Raw genomic sequence first — 19,379 nt, forward strand, 5'->3', positions numbered from 1 at the left:
GCTACACCCTATATTTCTATCTATAATTATCGTTGTTTACCGATACTTACTTCACTTCCTCGAAATCAACATCAGTTACCTCCTGGTCCTTGCCTCCGTTGTTAGTCTGTCCGGCGTTCGGGTTGCCTTGCGGTCCTTGTTGTGTGCCGGCTTGCTGTTGTTGAGCCTGGGCGTTGTACATTTCCTGGGAGGCAGCCTGGAAGACATTGTTCAGTTTATCTATAGCGGCATTGATAGCAGCAACATCCTGATTTTTGTGAGCGTCTTTCAGTTCCTGGAGAGCAGATTCAATTGGTGCCTTTTTGTCGGCTGGCAGTTTGTCTCCGAATTCTTTCAACTGTTTTTCAGTCTGGAAAATCATAGAGTCTGCTTTGTTGATTGTATCTATTTTCTCTTTTTCTTGTTGGTCGGCAGCGGCATTGGCAGTAGCTTCATCTTTCATTCGTTTGATTTCTGCATCTGACAGACCGGAAGAGGCTTCAATCCGGATAGATTGTTCTTTACCGGTAGCTTTGTCTTTGGCAGAAACGTTCAGGATGCCGTTGGCGTCGATGTCGAAGGTTACTTCAATCTGAGGAACTCCGCGCGGTGCTGGCGGTATGCTGTCGAGATGGAAACGGCCGATAGTCTTGTTGTCTTTTGCCATGGGACGTTCACCCTGGAGAATATGAATTTCTACAGATGGCTGATTGTCCGCGGCAGTAGAGAATACCTCCGATTTTTTGGTCGGAATGGTAGTGTTGGCCTCAATCAGTTTGGTCATTACTCCGCCTAAGGTTTCTATACCCAATGAGAGCGGTGTCACGTCCAGCAACAATACATCCTTTACTTCTCCGGTCAGAACACCGCCCTGGATAGCGGCGCCGACAGCTACTACTTCGTCGGGGTTTACTCCTTTGGAAGGGGCTTTACCGAAAAATTCCTGAACTTTTTGCTGAACCGCCGGAATACGGGTAGAACCACCCACCAGGATCACTTCATCGATGTCAGAAGCTTTCAGGTTTGCATCCTGCAATGCTTTTCGGCAAGGTTCAATGGTTGCCTGAATCAGACTGTCGCACAATTGTTCGAACTGGGCCCGGGTCAAGGTACGTACCAAGTGTTTTGGAATACCGTCAACCGGGAAGATATACGGTAAGTTGATTTCGGTAGAAGTGGAACTTGATAATTCGATTTTTGCTTTTTCGGCTGCTTCTTTCAGGCGCTGGTGAGCCATCGGGTCTTTGCGGATGTCCACACCTTCGTCTTTTTGAAATTCATCTGCCAGCCAGTTGATGATTTTGTCATCGAAGTCATCACCTCCCAGGTGAGTATCGCCGTTGGTAGATTTTACCTCAAACACGCCGTCTCCGAGTTCCAGAATAGAAATATCGAAGGTACCGCCACCTAAGTCGAATACTGCAATCTTCTGGTCTTGTGATTTTTTATCCAGTCCGTATGCCAAAGCGGCAGCCGTCGGTTCGTTGATAATACGTTTTACGTTTAGGCCTGCAATCTCACCGGCTTCTTTGGTTGCCTGACGCTGGGCATCGTTAAAGTAGGCAGGAACAGTGATTACCGCCTCGCTGACTTCCTGACCCAGGTAGTCTTCTGCCGTTTTCTTCATTTTCTGGAGAATCATGGCTGAGATTTCCTGCGGGGAATATTGACGGTTGTCAATTACTACGCGGGGAGTATTGTTGTCACCTCTGACTACTTCATAAGCGACACGGTTAATTTCGTTTTGTACCTGGTCGAATGTTTCACCCATGAAACGTTTGATGGAATATATAGTTTTTTTCGGATTGGTGATGGCCTGACGTTTAGCAGGGTCTCCGACTTTCCGTTCGCCGTTGTCTACAAATGCTACGATAGAAGGGGTGGTACGCCGACCTTCGCTGTTTGGTATTACTACCGGTTCGTTACCTTCCATTACGGCAACGCATGAGTTGGTAGTTCCTAAGTCAATTCCAATTATTTTTCCCATAATTTAATTATTTTATTTACTTACTATTCAATTTTATTTGTTATTCGTTTTTGGTGGGTTTGAGGTTTTAGTTCAAATCCATTTATTTTTTATCAAATGGCGTGCCAGCGGAGGGAACAAGATTTTTTTTGTAAAAATGGCGGTTTTTTGTAAAAAACAAGAATGGTTATGACATGAAATCTGCCAGAACGTCAGTATCAGAAGATGGCGTAAAACGGGTGGGAACAACGGAGTCTTATATTTAGAAAGGAGAGTCATAATGGAAAGGATGGTTTGAAATATATATTCAATTATGTATCTTTGGCAAAAGATTCTTGTGGGAAACGGTGCGTGCCGGGGATTTAAGAAATGATAGAATGGCAAAGATGACAAAAGATGAAATAAAGCAAACGGTGTGCGTGATGGCATACTCGGCCCAATGCAAAAATACGGATTATTTGGAAAAATTTCCGGACAATTGTGAAGTGCATGTGTTGGAAGGGAAAGTCACCCAGGCCCGGTTTGCAAAGGTCTTGTCGGATACTTCGGCTGAACTGATTCTATTGTTGGACCTGGACCGGCTGGATTTTTCTGCCGTCAAATCTTTGGTTTCTCTCTATAACAGAGAATGTCTTCATCAGGAGGTGGGATATTGCAGTCATATTGCGGCAAAAACCTGGGGTGGAGCGGTTTACCGGAATTATGGGCAAGTGGAGGCTGATGTATTGGTTTCTCCTTTTCTGATAGTTCACAGAAAGTGGATGGAACGAGCTTATGCCGGAGAAGACCTGGCCTCTTTTATAACCGCTGTTGCTTATTCTTTGCAACAGGTTGGAGGAGTAGTTTTTAAAGGGCTGCCTTATGCTTGCGGAGTAACCTCTCCTGTAAAAACTCAGTTTACCCGGAAGCTTTTAGGATTCCGGTATTTTTTCAGACTTCCTCTCCGGTATCTCACTTCCGGGGAATTTTTTAAGTCTTTTTTGAAGACAGAGGGCAAAATGAAACGGGATATGGTTTTCCGTTTTTTATTTGTGCTGTTTTCCTGCTTTTCTTTTTTTTATATGCCTTGGGTGAGTCGGGACTATGGAGTAACCGGAGATGAATTTGTGGACCACCGGCATGTGGGGTATGTGTTGGATTACTTTGCTGAAGGAGATACTACGGCCTTGTATCAGCCGAAGACAGCTTTGCATTTGTATGGCAATTCGGTGCAGGTTGTTGCCGGAGCAATTTGCCGATGGTTTGACATAGACCAGTATCATGAAGTACGGCATATGATTGGAGGGATTGTAGGGGCTTTGGGTATACTGGTAGCCGGTTTAGCCGGTTTGCGCTGGGGGGGAGGGTTTTGTGGTTTGGTGACATTGCTGCTTATGTTTTTTACTCCCCGTTTTTTCGGGCATAGTATGAATAACCTAAAAGATATTCCTTTCGCTGTCGGTTACATGGTTGCCCTGTATTATACGATTCGTTTTTTTGACTATTTCCCTTATTTTAGGTTTCGTCATATTGTGGGTGTAGTGGCGGGAATTGCTTTGGCATTGGGAACCCGGTCCGGTGGCTTGATTCTCTATCCTATGTTTTTTATGTATGCCGGTTTGTTTTATATCCGGTATGTCGGGATAAAGGAATGCTATAAACTTCGGAAATATATGAATCTGACGGGACGCACCATCAGTGTGATGTTGTTTGTTGTGGTTGTCAGTTATCTGTTGGCTATTAGTTTGTGGCCTTTCGCTTTGCAGAAACCTTTTACCAATGTGTTGTATTCGTTGGAGAGGTTTACCAACTATAGTATCGGACTTCGTACTATTTTTGACGGTAAACAGATGATGTCCAATATGTTGCCTTGGGAATATGCTCCGAAATATTTATGTATAGGTATGCCGCTGGTGACCGTATCGGGTTTTTTCGGTTATATCGTTTATCTGTTGTGGCGGAGGAAAGAGTTTTCCTTGATGGCTTATTTTTTCCTTTTTGCTGTTATTTTTCCGGTATTTTGGGTCGTTTATAAAAACTCGAATTTGTATGGCGGTATCCGTCATTTGTTGTTTGTTATGCCTCCGATGGTGGTTATTGCCGGCCGGTTTTGGACGCAAATGATAAACTCGACGAAAATACCCTTGAAAATAGGGTGTACGGTTCTCTTTGTGGTCTTGTTCAGTCTGCCTGTAGCGCATGCTGTGAAGAACCATCCTAATGAATATGTGTATTTTAATGAATTGGCGGGAGGGTTGAAAGGGGCTTATGGTAATTACGAGACCGATTATTATTTTAATTCTTTGAAGCAATCTGCCGACTGGTTTAAAAAGAACATTCTTCCGACTTTACCTGCGGACCGGAAAACTATAATCGTTACTCAGGGACCGTTGGATTATTATTTCCGGAAAGATACCAATATACAGGTGGTTTATACCCGTTATTACGAGAAGCATGCCAAAGAGTGGGATTATGCTATTTTCGGGAATGTGTATATTAACCGTTTTCAGTTGCAGAACGGGCTTTTCCCTCCGGCAGGTAATTTGTACTCTCCATTGGTTGACGGTTATCCGGTTTCTTGTGTCTTGCAGCGGCAATCCAAAGCGGGACTGGAAGGTTATCAGTTGGAGAAAGAAAAACAACCTGGAAAAGCTTTGGAGGTTTTTGAGGAATATATACAAAATCATCAGGATGAAGAAGAAGTATGGGGGAGAATGGCAAAGTTGTATTATATGGTGGGAAATATGGATAAAGGGAAAGAGGCTGTGGCCCGGGCTTTGCAATTACATCCTTCTCTGAATGAGGCTTTGTATATATCAGCTTTGATCAATCTGAATCTGAAAGATTACAATGCGGCTTTTGAGTCAGTAAATAAAATGCTGGCGGAAAATTCATCTTCCGTAGATGCTTATTTTTTACGTGCTACCATTTATTATTCTACTCATGATTATTCTGCTGCCATCCGGGATTTGAACAAAATCCTGTCTATTCGTCCTAAATATGACCGTGCTTTGGTATTGGCCGGGGATATTTTTAAGCAGACGGGGAATTATACCCAGGCGGTGGCTATGTATCAAAAGGCTTTAAGGATTAAGAATGCGGTCAGCACCCAGGTGGCTATGGCCGATGCCTGGTGCAGGGCGGAGAAATACGATCAGGCGGAGGAAATATTGAAAGAGATGATACAGGTGCAGCCTTCTTATCTTCCTATTTATAAGGTAAAGCTCCGAATGTTCCTTCAGCAAAATAAACTGGCAGAGACTGCATTGTTGCTGAGACAGTTACAGCCTGTTCACCGGGATGCGGAATTGTTTGTATTGAGGGCTATGTATGCTGAAAGGATCCAGGACCGGGAAACTATGCAGTGGGCTGTTGAACAGGCTCTGAAACTGGACCCGGGGAATGCCGAAGCTTTGAAGTTACAGAAAAAATAGGATATGGATCTGAAGGAAAGACATCGGATAGATTGTTTAAGCCGGCATCCCTGGGAGATATCCAGGGGAAAGGTGATTGCGGATATTCTCCGGGGAACGATAGATGGTGTTGCCAATATACTGGATATTGGTTGCGGGGATTTGTTTCTGGAAGAATGTTTGTCGCAGTATTATCCGGAGAGCTGCTTTTTTTGTGTGGATATAGCTTTTACGGAAGAGGAGGTTACGTTTTTAAATCAGAAACAGAAAAATATCAGCGTATATAATGATTTGAAGGCTTTTGCTGCTGAAAATCAGCAGGTGGATGTTATTCTGCTGCTTGATGTGTTGGAGCATATAGAAGACCCTTTGCTTTTTCTGAATCAATTGCTGGATTCTCCTTTTGTGACGAAAGATACGTATTTGCTGATTACTGTTCCTGCCTTTCAGGGATTATATACTTCTCACGACCGTTTTTTAGGACATTACAGAAGGTATTGTTTAGGACAATTGAAAGACCTGTTGTGTAAAGTCCGGCTGGAAAACAGGCAATCCGGGTATTTTTATTTTACGTTGTTGCTGCCACGGTTTTTACAACGTCTCAAAGAAAAATGGATTTCGGAAGGTAAAGGAACAACAGGGTTAGTGGAATGGAAAGGTGGTAAAATGTTGACCGGGGTACTCTGCTGGGTTTTGACAATGGATTATCGTATTGGAAAATTCTTTCGCAAAATGGGTATCGGCTTGCCGGGATTATCAAATTATGTTTTATGCAAGAAAGAACCTGTATAGTTATTCCTTGTTATAATGAATCGGAACGTTTTAAGACGGACGCTTTTGTCCGTTTTTTGAAACGGGAGCCTGATATTGATTTTTGTTGTGTAAATGACGGCAGTACGGACGGAACCCGTGATATGATTGAGAGATTGAGTCGGGAGTTTCCCGGGAGAGTGTATGGTGTCAGTTATGAGTGTAACCGGGGTAAGGCAGAGGCTGTCAGAACCGGAGTCCTTCGGATGCTGGCTTTAAAACAATATCGGAGAATCGGTTTTGCTGACGCCGATCTGGCAACCCCATTGGAGGAAATCCGCAGGTTGGCGGATGTTTTGGAAAATGAGGAAAGGATAGGGATGGTAATGGGGTCCCGGATTCAACGGATGGGGGTGCAAATAGAGCGCCGTTTGCTTCGTCATTATATGGGGAGGCTGTTTGCGACTGTCATTGCGGTCTTGTTTCGTTTGAATGCTTATGATACCCAGTGCGGTGCTAAGATTTTCAGGTGTGATATGGCTGAGTTGGCCTTTGAAAGACCTTTTCTGTCGAAATGGCTGTTTGATGTGGAAATTTTGTTGAGAATCCGAAACAGCTATCCGGATTACAACAGCGTTATATGCGAGGTTCCTTTGAATGTCTGGCAAGAGCAGGGAGACAGCCGGATTCGTTTTGTTCATCTTTGGAGCATGCCTGTACAATTGTGGAAAATGTATTTCAGGTATAAAATCTGAAAATAGGGAAGAAAGGATAAAAGTAGTATTTATACCTAAATTCAGAAATTTAAAATGACTTATTTTTGTAAACTATAAGTTGTAAATTGTACCGAAGTGAATACATTGGAAAAAACTGATTATATTCTGGAATCCCGTTGTTGCGGAACAAAGTTTGTAGACGAGAAGTGGGAACTGGATTGTCCTAACCGGGATGGTGCGGCTTTGATTTTTGCCAATTACGCCAAGAAACAATTGGAAGTGAAGGAAAATCTGCCTGGTCTGTATAAATATTCGGATTGGTTGCCGGTTTGCAGAGTGCTGAAAGGGTCCGGTGCACCGGTCACTTATAAAAGTGAAGGACTTGCCAGGGAATTCGGATTATCCAATTTGTATATTACGTTTAACGGATATTGGCCTGAGATAGGGGCTTGGATGGAAACAGGGGCTTTCAAAGAATGTGAGGCTTATTCCGTTTGTGCCCGGGTTAATGCGAACAGTGATAAGGTTATGGTGGTGGCTTCTGCCGGAAACACGGCCAGAGCTTTTGCCAGGGTATGCTCGGAAAATAAGATCCCACTGTTGTTGTGTGTTCCTGAAGATTGCCTGGAGGCTATGTGGTCTGCACAACCTTTGGATTCTTGTGTGAAATTAGTGGTTACTTCGAAAGGAAGTGATTATTTCGATGCGATTCACTTGTCCAATGTGGTTTGTGAATTGGAGCAGTTTTATCCGGAGGGTGGGGCGAAAAATGTAGCTCGCCGGGATGGGATGGGAACGACCGTATTGTCGGCAGTGACTACTATCGGCAGGATTCCGGATTATTATTTCCAGGCTGTCGGAAGCGGAACGGGTGCTATTGCTGCCTGGGAAGCCAATAAACGTTTTATTGCGGATGGCCGGTATGGAAATAATCTGATGAAATTAATGGTTTCTCAGAATATTCCGTTTACTCCGATGTATGATGCCTGGAAGGCCGGTTCGCGGAGTTTACTTCCAGTGGATGACGATGTTGCCCGTCGTCAGGCGGAAGTTATCAGTGCAAAGGTATTATCCAACCGTAAACCGCCTTATTCTTTAAAAGGAGGATTATTTGATGCTTTGACTGAAACCGGGGGGGATGTGTTTGCTGTAACGAATGAGGAGACGGCCTGGGCTTTGACATTGTTTGAAAAGGCGGAGGGTATTGATATTGAACCTGCTGCTGCCGTTGCGGTGGCTTCTTTAAAGCAAGCGATAGAACAAAAGGCGGTAGAAAAAGATGCGGTGATTATGCTGAATATTACAGGTGGGGGAATCGGTCGTTTTAAGAGTGAGCATGAATTGGTGTATAAGAAACCGGATTGTGTGTTTTCGGTTGATGAAGACCCTGAAATTATCCGTGAGACCGTTATGGGATTGTTTGTATGATTACGGAATAGAAAGATATTTTTTACTTCTATGTAAAGTGCCGGAAATTTTTCCGGCACTTTTTTTTTGTCAAGATGGAGTTCTGGTTGGCAGACGGATAATTAGTTGACGGGTTCAACACTTATTCCGTCTACATAGAGACCTTCTCCGGCAACAGGTTCCATGTAGGTCCTTATTTCTATTCGTAGTTTATTTGCTTCGGCAGGTGCCCGGAAAATCTGGCCTTGAAAAACATCAGTGAATCCTTCGGTTGCATATTGATAGGAAGAGCTACGTATGGCATCGGATTTCAGATTAGTGCTTCCTTTCATCCAGGTGTACCAGTGTCTCCATTTTACATTACTTTGTCTGGCATTGACAAACATTTTCAGTTGGTAACATGTACCTCCGCTGATTGTTATATCTTGATAAAGATAGGTCTTACCTTCCAGACGTACGGCATAATTTCCTTCTTTTACGGGTGAGGTTACCCGGATTACCCGTTTAGTGTCGCCGCTATTGTCTAATTTCCAGTCGGCGGGAACCGATTCTGTAAATTCTTTTTCAAATCCCGGATTTAAAACCAGGTTAGTTCCGTTACCGGAGCCACTGCATGGCCCTTGTGGTAAATCAATATTCCAGTCGGGTTCTTTTATATTCCGACTATCCCAATCTATGAGTCTGGTGTTCATATCTACCTGTAATTTATCCATTTCTCCCTGAAAAATAGCTTTGATTTCAGTTGTGCGGTTAGCAGAAACGGATTCAATGGGGTGTTCAGGAGTAATGAACACCAAGGATTCAGAAGATAGTGTCAGGCCGGTTTGTTGTTGGGGGGGAAAAAGCAAGATGGAAGTTTCCGAAATGCCGTTTTTATCCGGAGGAGATATTTTTTTAGTGATGGTGTATTTGCCTGTGTATTCTCCTTCCAGATTCATTTTTTGTGGTATGCCGGAGAGATTGATTTGTAAATCGTTTAACCATTCCGGGATGTTTTCGATGATTACTTTCAGCATGCCTACTTTACGGTTGAGGTCGAAAATAACTTCTCCGCCGCTTTCATTTACTTCGAAGTCAGTCTGGCCGAGTAAATAATCCCTGGGTTCTTCTGTTCCGTGTGTACTGGTTTGCGATTTCAGATAAATCCGGTCCGGCGTGGTTTGTGCCGTATATTCCCAAACCGTTTCGTCGGATGCATTGGTAACGCAGTAGCCGGTATATGCCCCCGGGAATAATTTGACATGCAGGTTGTTGTCTTTGTCCGGATTGACTTCGTAACGGGCAGTGGTGCCGAGTGTTTTATCGTAGACGAAAAATTGATAATTTGACGGTAAGCCGTTTATTCCTGAAAGATTACGGGTTCTGACAAACATGGCTACTTCCGGTTTGTCTCCGTCTGATGGCCAGGAATCCATAGAGTGATGACACCCAAGCAATATGAGTGCATACATCGGTATGATAAAACGTTTCATGATAATGTAGATTTAAGATGAAAAACAATTCAGGTACATTCCTCTTCGGGAATAGGAGACAAGCACTTCCAGTGGTTAGGATATTATAAAATTATGAAAAATTAGCCTTATAACAAAGAGGCATAACAGGCGATTTATTATGGGATAATAAAAAAGTTTCGGGAGAACATTTATTTGTGACCTTGTTTTACTAATTTTGAATAATCATGTGTTAAGGTTTTAAGCTATGGGTGATTATGGCATTGTTGCATTTTACAGGGAAACTGAATCGGAAGTTTCCGGGCCGGCAGAGGCGTTGATGCAGATTTATCATTTGCATCTGAGGTATGAGAAGGTACCGCAGTTCCCGGAAGCTATTGCCAGTTTGGCAGGACAGGATACTGTATTTTGTGTTTTTGAGCGTACCGTATTTAAATTCCGGAGACTGATGCAATATGTTTATGCACTGAATAAGCCTTGTATGATAGTCCATCGAAAGGATATGCCGGGGGTATACCATCACCTGAAAGTACCGGTTGGGTATTCGCAGGAGAATAAAGAGAAGGTTGTGTGGGCGAATTTTTTGCAGCGTAATGACCGGGAATGTCAGGTTGAACTGGTTGTGCCTGAAGAGAAAGATGAGCATATTGCTTTTATGGTGAAAAATAATCTGGCCTTTATAGAGAATATTCTTCAGAAATCTGGAGCCCGGTATGCCAGGACTTTTCCGGAAGGGAGTTTTGAAAAAAACCTGAAAAGGACTTTTCAGGAAAGTAATGGTGGTGTGGTTCTGATTATGCGTCCTTTTCGTATTTTTTCTTTTTATTTCCCGTATGTGCTGCGTCTTTTCCGGAAGTATGCCCGTACGCCGGTCTTGATTATCCCGAGGGATGATTCCCTTTATGTTCCTTGTCATTGACGGATGGGTGCGGAAGCTGATATTTATATACTCAATCCAATGGAAAAAAGTAATTCGGCAAACAGTTTTTTGTTTTGATTTTCATAGCCGGTACGGATTCCCAGGTGGATGGGATAGGTGAGACGGAAAAAATGGGTATCGGTGGTCAGTTCCATGCCATAGGAAGAATAGGTCGATTGCTTTATATTGTTTTTGGCGCTACCCCAATCATAGAATAAACCAACCTCTATGCTTTTCAGATAAATCAGGGAACTGATGCTCCAGTCCGGAAATAAGAGAGGGAATTTGTAGCCAGACCTGAAGGTAGACATCTCATATCCGTATAAGTCGGTACCCCGGGGATAAAGGATTTTACTGCCGTAATTCCGGATGTGGGCGGACATGTGTTGAAAACCACCGTAAAGAGACAGGGAGTGGTTCGTGAAAAGACCGGGAAAGTAGAGAGAGACCTCGCTCCACCATTGGTTTCCTAAATTTATGCTTTTTTTCAGCGATTGGGTATATCCTGCCGACAGACGTTGTCCCCAACGGGGATTTATTTCTTGTTCTGTCATTCGGGTTTGGTTATTGAAACTGATACCGTATTCCACCAGATGGTAAGCCCGGGGCGATGTTTGGATTTTGTAAAATTCTTTATTGGTGGGATAGAGCCAGTTTATTGCTCCTTCCTGATGTACCCGGTAAATCTGTTGAGGACGAATCCGGTGGAGGCTTTCCGTTTTGTAGCGGAAATAAGGTTGTAAGGTGCGTTTGTATTGTTTGACCGATAAATTGAAAGGTAAGCGGACAGTCACGTCGGCAGAGGAGCGGAGGGCTTTATTGCAAAGGTAGAGGATTTCGGTGCTGTCGGTTTGGTAATTATAGCTGTTGAGTGTATGATTGAAATTATCCCGGCCGGTTTGTAGGTTTACTTCAAAGATGGGCCACCACCCGCTGTAAGTGGCGTTGAATATCCCGGCTCCGTGTACATAACCGGACTGGCGGACATATCCTGCGGTAAAAGAGAGGGTGCTGAGTTTATTCTGGGAATAAATGACCGCTCCTAAGTCCACTTCCATTTCATAGAGGTCGATGAAAAGTGGTCCCCAGCTGTGAATGTTAACCAGATGGGTAGGCTTGGAATATTTCCGGCTAATGAAAACAGAGTCATTCTCTGGAGTCAAATGCCAGTTTTCTTGTGTGCTGATGGCTTCGGCTAAAGGGAAACTTTTTAATTCCGACGTTTGGAGTGAAAGGTTGGAGAGTGGGGTACATCCGGGTTTATAACCATCAGCCGTGTAAAAGGAAAAATACAATGTATTGTTGTGCGGCTCAATAGCCGGGAAACGTACCCCGTACGGACTGCCCAATAGGAAAAACGGTGTTTGAGGATGATGTTGATAGAAAGCATTATTGCCGTTATAGGAAGCCCGGTAGTAAAGCACACTGTCCCGGAGAATCGGGTTGTCCAGTTCGTAGTATACGGATGAAGTGAGAGGACGGCGCTGACGGGTGAGTATATCTATTTCTTCTATACGTAATCCTTGTGAAGATTGCACAATGGTGAAAATTTTTCCGTTTGCATAAGAAGGATGAATAAACAGTTCATCTGTTTGTGCCGGAAACCGCCACAGCTCCCGGCGTAAAGAAGAGTCGGTAATGACGATGGCGGCTTCATTCTGGCGGTTAATTTCCACAAATCCCCAACAGCCGTCAACCGGAAAGGGGGCAAGTTGGTTGTGCCGGCCTTTATAACGGATGTATTGCCGTTTTTTTAAATGGTAGGAACTTAATCGTATGCGTCCGCCTTGCTCCCAGCGAAGGTGGGGATAATATTCACTCCATACGATTTGGTTGTTTTGAACAGCGAATTTATAGTCGTCCGGAAGACCTGTCCGTGTAAGTCGTTTTTCTTTGCCATTTTGCAGTTGTACAAAAGCTCCGGTTTCCTGCAATCCCTGTTTGTATGCAATCACGTTGTTGCTGTCGGCGGGAGTGGGGTAGTAATAGTTCGTGTAGTACTTGTTACGGGTAGGAATTGTATCAAAAAGGGAGTTTTGAGTGTCTGTTTCCTGTTTCCAGATTTTTTGCAGTTCGCTGAAATTGTCTCTGTAAAGGGTGCGTTTGGCATCGGGATAGGTATTGGACGCTTTTACTTTCTCCGGATGCAGGAAAAGAGAACGGAATGCGGAGTCTTGCCAGAGGCTGTCCCGTTGTCCTTGCATGGTCTGTTTTAAACTTTTGGCAAAGGGAGTAATACCGAAGGGACGGTTTCCTGTCCGGGTTAAGGCTTTGTTCCAGATGTCCGGGCCATAGTTGATGCGGGCGTTTGCCGTCATGAAATATCCCATTGTGTATCGGTTGGGAACAAAATCTTTATAGGAACCGAGTACGGCTTTGGAATAATTATAAATTCCTTTTTCCAGAATCTGAGCTTTCATTTCATTGAGAAATTCCGGGGAACGTCCCCGGCCGATTCGGCCGACGGAGGTTTCGTAAGCTACCGCATCTCCTTCCATGAACCACATCGGAATGTATAGGCCTACTACGGCAATGGGAAACAGTTCACCGAATATATAGGATAATCCTTTCGTGGTTCCCTGATTCACTTTATCCAATTGCATGACGTGGCGGAATTCATGGGTACACAGGTGTTCCAGCCAGGTGTCGGTGGGATTTTGCGGAGGAAGAACGTAAAGTTCACTTTTTCGGGGGACTAAAGCAACGTTCCCATTGGAAACGCCTCCGTCTGCGTGGACGACCATCGCTATTTTCCGGGGATGAATGCCCGATGTGTGCGAGTGAGTATATAATTGTTGGTAAATATTGGCCATACGCTGGGCATTCTTTTCAAAAAAATCCGGATAGATGATCTGAAACTGGTCTGTTTTAATTTGTTTCCAGCGTAATGCAGCACGGTCCTGGCCGAAATTAATAAATTGAGCTGACCCGGAAAGTGATAACAAGAAAGGTATCAATAGTAGAAAAACTTGTTTCTTCATGGACAGACTCTTTATTTTTTGAGAAATTAAAGATAGGGTATTAATTTATAAAAAATGAGATTTTTAAATTTTTTATGCGAATTTGTTTTTTAGGAATCTGCCAGAAGAAATGACACAAACATTTTGGAAAACTTTCAGTACCTTTGCCCTATAATAACAAGGAGAATATGCAGACGGATCAGGATAGAATAGCAGAATTGCGCAAAATTCTGGAATACCATAATTATAAATATTATATTGAGAATGCACCTGAGATCTCAGATCAGAAGTTTGATGAATGGATGCATGAATTGGAGGGACTGGAAGCGGCTTATCCGGAATTGTACGATCCGAATTCTCCCACCCAGCGGGTAGGACAGGATATTAACCGGGAATTCGTTCAGGTATTGCACAAGTATCCGATGTTGTCTTTGGGCAATACTTACAGTGAACAGGAGTTACGGGAGTTTGACCAGCGGGTGAGAAAAGTTGCCGGGGAGGGTGTGCAATATGTATGTGAATTGAAATATGACGGGACTTCCATCAGCCTTACTTATACAAACGGAGAACTGACTCAGGCTGTGACACGGGGTGATGGAGTACGGGGAGATGATGTGACGGCCAATGTCCGTACGATTCGAACCATCCCTTTGAAGTTGCATGGGGATTGTCCGTCTGAGTTTGAAATCCGGGGGGAAATTTTAATGCCTTTTTCTACTTTTAACCGGCTTAATCAGGAAAAGGCCGGGGCTGGAGAACCTTTGTTTGCCAATCCCCGGAATGCTGCGGCGGGGACATTGAAATTGCAGAATTCCGCTCAGGTGGCTAAGCGGCAATTGGATTGTTTTTTATATTATATTCCCGGGGAAGCGACGCCGGCGTCCACTCACTACGGGAATTTGATGAAAGCTAAGGAATGGGGATTTCATATTCCTCCCTATCTTTGTTTGGCGAATTCTTTTGAAGAAGTCTGGAATTTTATCACTTATTGGGATTCAGAACGGAAAAATTTGCCGGTACCCATAGACGGAATTGTTATTAAGGTAAATGATATAGAAAAGCAGCACTTGCTGGGATATACGGCTAAGTCTCCGCGTTGGGCCATTGCTTTTAAGTTCAAGGCGGAACAGGAGGCAACTCCTTTGATTGACGTGGTTTATCAGGTGGGGCGTACCGGGAGTATTACGCCGGTGGCCAATCTCGAACCTGTACATCTTGCAGGGACGACTGTAAAGCGGGCTTCTTTGCATAATGCGGATATTATAGCGGCCTTGGATTTGCATGAACATGATACGGTGTATGTGGAAAAAGGGGGAGAGATTATTCCGAAAATTGTGGGAGTGAATAAGTCAAGACGCAAGCCGGGAGCTTTGCCGGTAAAGTTTATTACTGATTGTCCGGAATGCGGGACGAAATTAATCCGGATAGAAGGGGAAGCGAATCACTATTGTCCGAATGAGGACCATTGTCCTCCCCAGATTGCGGGAAAGATAGAGCATTTTGTCGGCCGGAAAGCGATGAATATCGAGGGGATGGGAGAGGAGACGATAGATTTATTATTGAGCAAAAAGTTTATCCGGAATGTAGCTGATATTTATACACTGCCATTCCGGCGGGAAGAGTTGGTGGGGTTGGAAAAGATCGTTTATCCAGAGAATTTTGAAATGACCAGTATTCCTTTGGGAAAAATCATTTATGCTTTTGAAATCGGATTAAAAAATATTTCAGCCCGGAATGCAGAGGGCATTGCGGAATATTTTGGTAGTCTGGAAGCGTATTCAAAGGCTACGCGGGAGGAGCTGTTGCGTTGGGTGGATGAGGGGAGTGCCAACCGGATATTGGATTATTTCCGGTTGCCGTTTAATGAAACATTAATACGCCTGGAAGAAGCCGGAAAAACAGATAATATTCCTTTGGGAGATGTGATATATGCATTGCATATTTCCGGGATTGACCGACATAAGGCGGATTTGCTGGCTGCCCGTTTTGATTATATTTATGAGTTATCGGTTGCTTCGCCGGAAGAGCTGGTGAAGGTGGAGGGGATAGATGATGTTGAGGCTGAGGTGATTACCATTTTTTTTGCTCAACATGAAAAATTGGTACGTAAATTGAATACATTAAGTGTTTACCGTATGCAGGAGAAGTCGGTGGATAATTTGATTGCCGGCATAGAAAAATCCAAATCAGCAGGGTTTGCCTCTTTACTGAATGCCTTGGGAATACGTTATATCGGAGAGACAGCCTCCTGTAATCTGGCAAAAAGTTTCAGGAATATGCACAGCCTGATGGAGGCCGGATATGAGCAATTGATTGAGGTGGAGGATATAGGTGAGCAAATGGCCAATAGCCTGTTGCGCTATTTCGGCAAGGAAGAAAACAGGCAATTGGTGAAACGTCTGATGGAATATGGCGTAGAAGCTGAAATAGAAGAGAAGGCAGGAGAAAGTGACCAGTTGAGCGGAGTTGTCTTTGTCATTACAGGCACTTTGAGCCGGCCGAGGGAGTATTTCAAGGAGATGGTTTTGAATGCCGGCGGGAAGGTAAGTGATGCGGTTTCATCTAAAACCACTTATTTATTGGCAGGAGAGAATGCCGGAAGTAAGTTGAAGAAGGCGGAGAAACTGGGGACAAGAATTATTTCCGAGCAGGAATTTTATAAATTGTTGGAAGAGGATAAAATGTAAATACCGGTTTTCTCTGTATGAGAAACCGTTATCTTTAACTGATGAACATCAGAAAAGAAAATATGTTGAAACAAGAGCTATTATGACGAATAACGAAACGAAAAGGTTAAAAGAAATCATGGTGCTGGCAAGTGAAGAGGCTAAGCGTTTGGGGAATAACAAGATTTCTCCGGAACACTTGTTTTTGGGCATGCTGAGATTGAAGCGGGCGTGGGCCATTGATGTGTTGATTGCTTTAGGCATTGATTTCTATGAGGTGAAGGCAAGGATAGAACAGAAATTAAGCGGACAGAAAGAAAAAGGGCAGGAGGAATTGCCTGAAAAGCTGGATTTCACACTGGCTGCTAACAGTATATTGAAAAGGGTCATGGAAGAAGCCTGGAAATTAGGGGATGAGGAAGTGGAGTCGGAGCATCTGATGTTGGCGATGCTTCGCAATCAGGCTGGTTTTGTAACCAAATTATTTAATTCGATGGGAGTAGATTACGATAAATTTAAAGAACAGTTGTTAAAAGAAAAGACCCGGATGCAATCTGACTTTGGAGAGGAATCCGATGAAGAGGATGACAATGGGGAAGAGGAGACTTATAATCCTTATCGTCAGAGTGGTCCCTTAAAGTCAGACACTCCCGTATTGGATAATTTCGGGATAGATATAACCAAAGCTGCTGAAGAAGGGACTTTAGACCCGATTGTGGGACGTGACCGGGAGATTGAGCGGCTGGCTCAGATTCTGAGTCGTCGTAAAAAAAACAATCCGGTTTTAATTGGAGAGCCGGGAGTGGGTAAATCTGCTATTGCAGAGGGGCTGGCGATCCGGATTATGCAGAAAAAGGTTTCCCGGGTGTTGTTTGATAAGCGGGTGGTGGCGTTGGATATTGCTTCCATTGTTGCCGGAACGAAATACCGGGGGCAATTTGAGGAGCGCATGAAGGCTATTTTGAACGAGTTGGCTAAAAATAAAAATATTATTTTATTTATTGATGAGATTCACACGATAGTAGGAGCTGGTGGTTCGGGAGGAAGCCTGGATGCAGCCAATATGCTGAAACCTGCCTTATCACGGGGAGAGATTCAGTGTATCGGTGCCACAACGCTGGACGAATATCGTCAGAATATAGAGAAGGACGGAGCATTGGAGCGCCGTTTTCAGAAGGTATTGGTGGAACCGACTTCTTTTGATGAAACGGTAGAGATATTAAATAATATCAAATCCCGTTATGAGGATCATCACAATGTGAGGTATACAGATGCCGCTATTAAGGCTTGTGTGAAACTGACCATGCGGTATATTTCGGACCGGGCTTTGCCGGATAAGGCGATTGATGCTTTAGATGAAGCTGGTTCACGTATTCATATTGCCAACATTGTGGTTCCGCCGGTGATTGAGGAACTGGAAAGGGCGACGGAGGAAATCAAAGAGAAAAAGAAAGAGGCTGTCAGACAGCAGAATTTTGAGGTTGCTGCTGCCTTTAGGGATGAGGAACGTCAGTTGTTGTCGGATTTGGAACAGGAAAAGGAAAAATGGCAAAAAGAATTGCGGGAAAACCGGGTGGTCGTGGACGAAGAAAGTGTAGCCGAGGTAGTGGCCATGATGACCGGAGTGCCGGTGAAGCGGATTGCTAAGACAGAGGGAATGAAGTTGTTGCAGATGAGGGAGGAATTGGCAGATAGTGTTATCGGGCAACAGGAGGCTATTGAGAAGATTGTAAGAGCCATCCATCGGAACAGGGCTGGTTTGAAAGACCCGAACCGGCCGATAGGTTCATTTATTTTCCTTGGACCTACTGGAGTCGGAAAAACTCAATTGGCTAAAGTATTGGCCAAATATCTTTTTGATACTGCCGATTCTTTGATTCGGGTGGATATGAGCGAGTACATGGAGAAGTTTGCCGTGTCCCGTCTGGTAGGGGCACCTCCGGGATATGTCGGATATGAGGAAGGAGGGCAATTGACAGAAAAGGTAAGACGTAAACCTTATTCGGTGATTTTGCTGGATGAAATAGAAAAGGCTCATCCGGATGTTTTTAATATTCTGTTGCAGTTGCTGGATGATGGTCAGTTGACTGATAGTTTGGGTCGTAAGGTGGATTTTAAAAATACCATTGTGATTATGACTTCCAATATCGGTAGCCGCCAGTTGAAGGATTTCGGCCGGGGAATCGGGTTTGTTTCTGCAGATACTGCAAATGGAGACTATACCAAAAATGTTGTGCAGAAAGCTTTAAAGAATGCTTTCTCCCCCGAGTTTCTGAACCGGATTGACGATGTGATTATTTTTAATTCTTTGAGCAAGGAGGATATCCACCGGATTATAGATATTGAATTGAAAGGATTATTGAAGCGGGTAAATGAATTGGGATATCAGGTGGAAGTGTCGGAAGCGGCAAAGAATTTCCTGACAGAAAAAGGGTTTGATCCGCAATACGGTGCACGTCCTTTAAAAAGGGCAATTCAGAAATATCTCGAAGATGAATTGGCGGAAGTGATTATTAAAGGAGAGGTGTCAGAAGGAGGTATTTTGCGGGTGGAATGCGATAAAGAAAACGATAAACTGGTTATCAGATAAGAGGTTTAAATTTAGATTACCGGTAGAGGTTGGAATAAATAATCAAGCCTGGAATGTTATAGACAGATATAGCGAATTCCAGGCTTGATTTGTTCTTTTTCTGTATTCTTTTAATTTTCTTCAGGGCAAATGTCTATTTGTTTTTCAATTAATTGGTCCAGAGAGATAAAAGATTCGGTTTTGGCGATTCCCGGAATCTCTTGCAGGGTATGAATCAGAATATCCATCAGGTGCTGATGGCTGTTGCATCTGATTTTTAAGAAAAAGGAGTAATGGCCTGTAATAAAATGACATTCTATGACTTCCGGTATTTTCTCTATTTCTTTGACTACGTTTTTGTATTGGGAGGCATTGTCGAGAATGACACCGATGAAAGCACATATTTTGAAGCCCAGCGCCCGTGGTTTTACGATGAAACGTGAGCCTTCAATGATACCGGCATCTTCCATTTTTTTTACGCGTTGATGGATGGCGGCACCGGATATACCGCATTCACGGGCAATCTCAAGAAAAGGGACTCTGGCATTTTTGACAAGATAGGAAAGGATTTTTCGGTCAATATCGTCAATCTGATATTTCATAG

11 protein-coding genes are annotated in these 19,379 nt (G+C 43.7%); 7 read left to right on the forward strand and 4 right to left on the reverse strand.

Features of this window, described 5'->3' with window-relative positions; all coding sequences use genetic code 11:
* Window positions 1–46: 46 nt before the first annotated feature.
* Entirely contained in the window at window positions 47–1,966 is a 1,920-nt protein-coding gene (dnaK, locus tag D1136_RS08130) for a molecular chaperone DnaK (protein ID WP_161877138.1), read from the reverse strand.
* Window positions 1,967–2,322: 356 nt separating this feature from the next.
* Here dnaK and D1136_RS08135 point away from each other — a divergent pair, with 356 nt between their 5' ends.
* The 4 genes from D1136_RS08135 (at window position 2,323) to D1136_RS08150 (ending at window position 8,231) form a co-directional block, all read left to right on the forward strand.
* Window positions 2,323–5,358, forward strand: coding sequence for a tetratricopeptide repeat protein (locus tag D1136_RS08135; protein WP_161877139.1), 3,036 nt, complete (start codon window positions 2,323–2,325; stop codon window positions 5,356–5,358).
* A 3-nt stretch (window positions 5,359–5,361) separates the two neighbouring features.
* Window positions 5,362–6,129 carry a bifunctional 2-polyprenyl-6-hydroxyphenol methylase/3-demethylubiquinol 3-O-methyltransferase UbiG gene (locus D1136_RS08140; protein ID WP_161877140.1) on the forward strand — a complete coding sequence of 256 codons (768 nt, stop codon included), beginning with the start codon at window positions 5,362–5,364 and terminating at the stop codon, window positions 6,127–6,129.
* Window positions 6,108–6,842, forward strand: coding sequence for a glycosyltransferase (locus D1136_RS08145; RefSeq protein WP_161877141.1), 735 nt, complete (start codon window positions 6,108–6,110; stop codon window positions 6,840–6,842). Before D1136_RS08140 ends, D1136_RS08145 begins: the two co-directional genes overlap by 22 nt.
* Before the next feature lie 96 nt (window positions 6,843–6,938).
* On the forward strand, window positions 6,939–8,231 hold the full coding sequence (locus D1136_RS08150; protein WP_370461325.1) for a cysteate synthase: 1,293 nt from the start codon (window positions 6,939–6,941) through the stop codon (window positions 8,229–8,231).
* A 101-nt stretch (window positions 8,232–8,332) separates the two neighbouring features.
* On the opposite strand, the gene D1136_RS08155 is transcribed toward D1136_RS08150, so the two are convergent.
* Window positions 8,333–9,682, reverse strand: coding sequence for a hypothetical protein (locus D1136_RS08155; protein ID WP_161877142.1), 1,350 nt, complete (start codon window positions 9,680–9,682; stop codon window positions 8,333–8,335).
* A gap of 226 nt (window positions 9,683–9,908) precedes the next feature.
* On the opposite strand from D1136_RS08155, the gene D1136_RS08160 reads away from it, so the two are divergent.
* On the forward strand, window positions 9,909–10,580 hold the full coding sequence (locus D1136_RS08160; protein ID WP_161877143.1) for a hypothetical protein: 672 nt from the start codon (window positions 9,909–9,911) through the stop codon (window positions 10,578–10,580).
* A 23-nt stretch (window positions 10,581–10,603) separates the two neighbouring features.
* Here the strand turns inward: D1136_RS08160 and D1136_RS08165 are convergent, their stop codons facing one another.
* Window positions 10,604–13,561: a hypothetical protein gene (locus tag D1136_RS08165; protein ID WP_161877144.1), complete on the reverse strand. Its 2,958-nt coding sequence runs from the start codon at window positions 13,559–13,561 to the stop codon at window positions 10,604–10,606.
* A 167-nt stretch (window positions 13,562–13,728) separates the two neighbouring features.
* Here D1136_RS08165 and ligA point away from each other — a divergent pair, with 167 nt between their 5' ends.
* Window positions 13,729–16,227 (forward strand): NAD-dependent DNA ligase LigA, encoded by a 2,499-nt coding sequence (gene ligA / locus D1136_RS08170; protein ID WP_161877145.1) that lies wholly within the window; start codon window positions 13,729–13,731, stop codon window positions 16,225–16,227.
* An 82-nt stretch (window positions 16,228–16,309) separates the two neighbouring features.
* On the forward strand, window positions 16,310–18,796 hold the full coding sequence (locus D1136_RS08175) for an ATP-dependent Clp protease ATP-binding subunit (RefSeq protein ID WP_161877146.1): 2,487 nt from the start codon (window positions 16,310–16,312) through the stop codon (window positions 18,794–18,796).
* A gap of 110 nt (window positions 18,797–18,906) precedes the next feature.
* Here D1136_RS08175 and D1136_RS08180 read toward each other — a convergent pair whose 3' ends face one another.
* On the reverse strand, window positions 18,907–19,377 hold the full coding sequence (locus D1136_RS08180; protein WP_161877147.1) for an Lrp/AsnC ligand binding domain-containing protein: 471 nt from the start codon (window positions 19,375–19,377) through the stop codon (window positions 18,907–18,909).
* Between the last annotated feature and the right edge of the window lie 2 nt (window positions 19,378–19,379).

Origin of the sequence: Odoribacter sp. Z80, from assembly GCF_009935865.1 — a bacterium.
Taxonomy (GTDB): domain Bacteria; phylum Bacteroidota; class Bacteroidia; order Bacteroidales; family Marinifilaceae; genus Odoribacter.

Excerpts from the sequence above, each read along its gene's own strand:
- dnaK (WP_161877138.1), bottom strand. The coding sequence starts at position 1,966 with ATGGGAAAAATAATTGGAATTGACTTAGGAACTACCAACTCATGCGTT.
- D1136_RS08135 (WP_161877139.1), top strand. The coding sequence starts at position 2,323 with ATGGCAAAGATGACAAAAGATGAAATAAAGCAAACGGTGTGCGTGATG.
- D1136_RS08140 (WP_161877140.1), top strand. The coding sequence starts at position 5,362 with ATGGATCTGAAGGAAAGACATCGGATAGATTGTTTAAGCCGGCATCCC.
- D1136_RS08145 (WP_161877141.1), top strand. The coding sequence starts at position 6,108 with ATGCAAGAAAGAACCTGTATAGTTATTCCTTGTTATAATGAATCGGAA.
- D1136_RS08155 (WP_161877142.1), bottom strand. The coding sequence starts at position 9,682 with ATGAAACGTTTTATCATACCGATGTATGCACTCATATTGCTTGGGTGT.
- D1136_RS08160 (WP_161877143.1), top strand. The coding sequence starts at position 9,909 with ATGGGTGATTATGGCATTGTTGCATTTTACAGGGAAACTGAATCGGAA.
- D1136_RS08165 (WP_161877144.1), bottom strand. The coding sequence starts at position 13,561 with ATGAAGAAACAAGTTTTTCTACTATTGATACCTTTCTTGTTATCACTT.
- ligA (WP_161877145.1), top strand. The coding sequence starts at position 13,729 with ATGCAGACGGATCAGGATAGAATAGCAGAATTGCGCAAAATTCTGGAA.
- D1136_RS08175 (WP_161877146.1), top strand. The coding sequence starts at position 16,310 with ATGACGAATAACGAAACGAAAAGGTTAAAAGAAATCATGGTGCTGGCA.
- D1136_RS08180 (WP_161877147.1), bottom strand. The coding sequence starts at position 19,377 with ATGAAATATCAGATTGACGATATTGACCGAAAAATCCTTTCCTATCTT.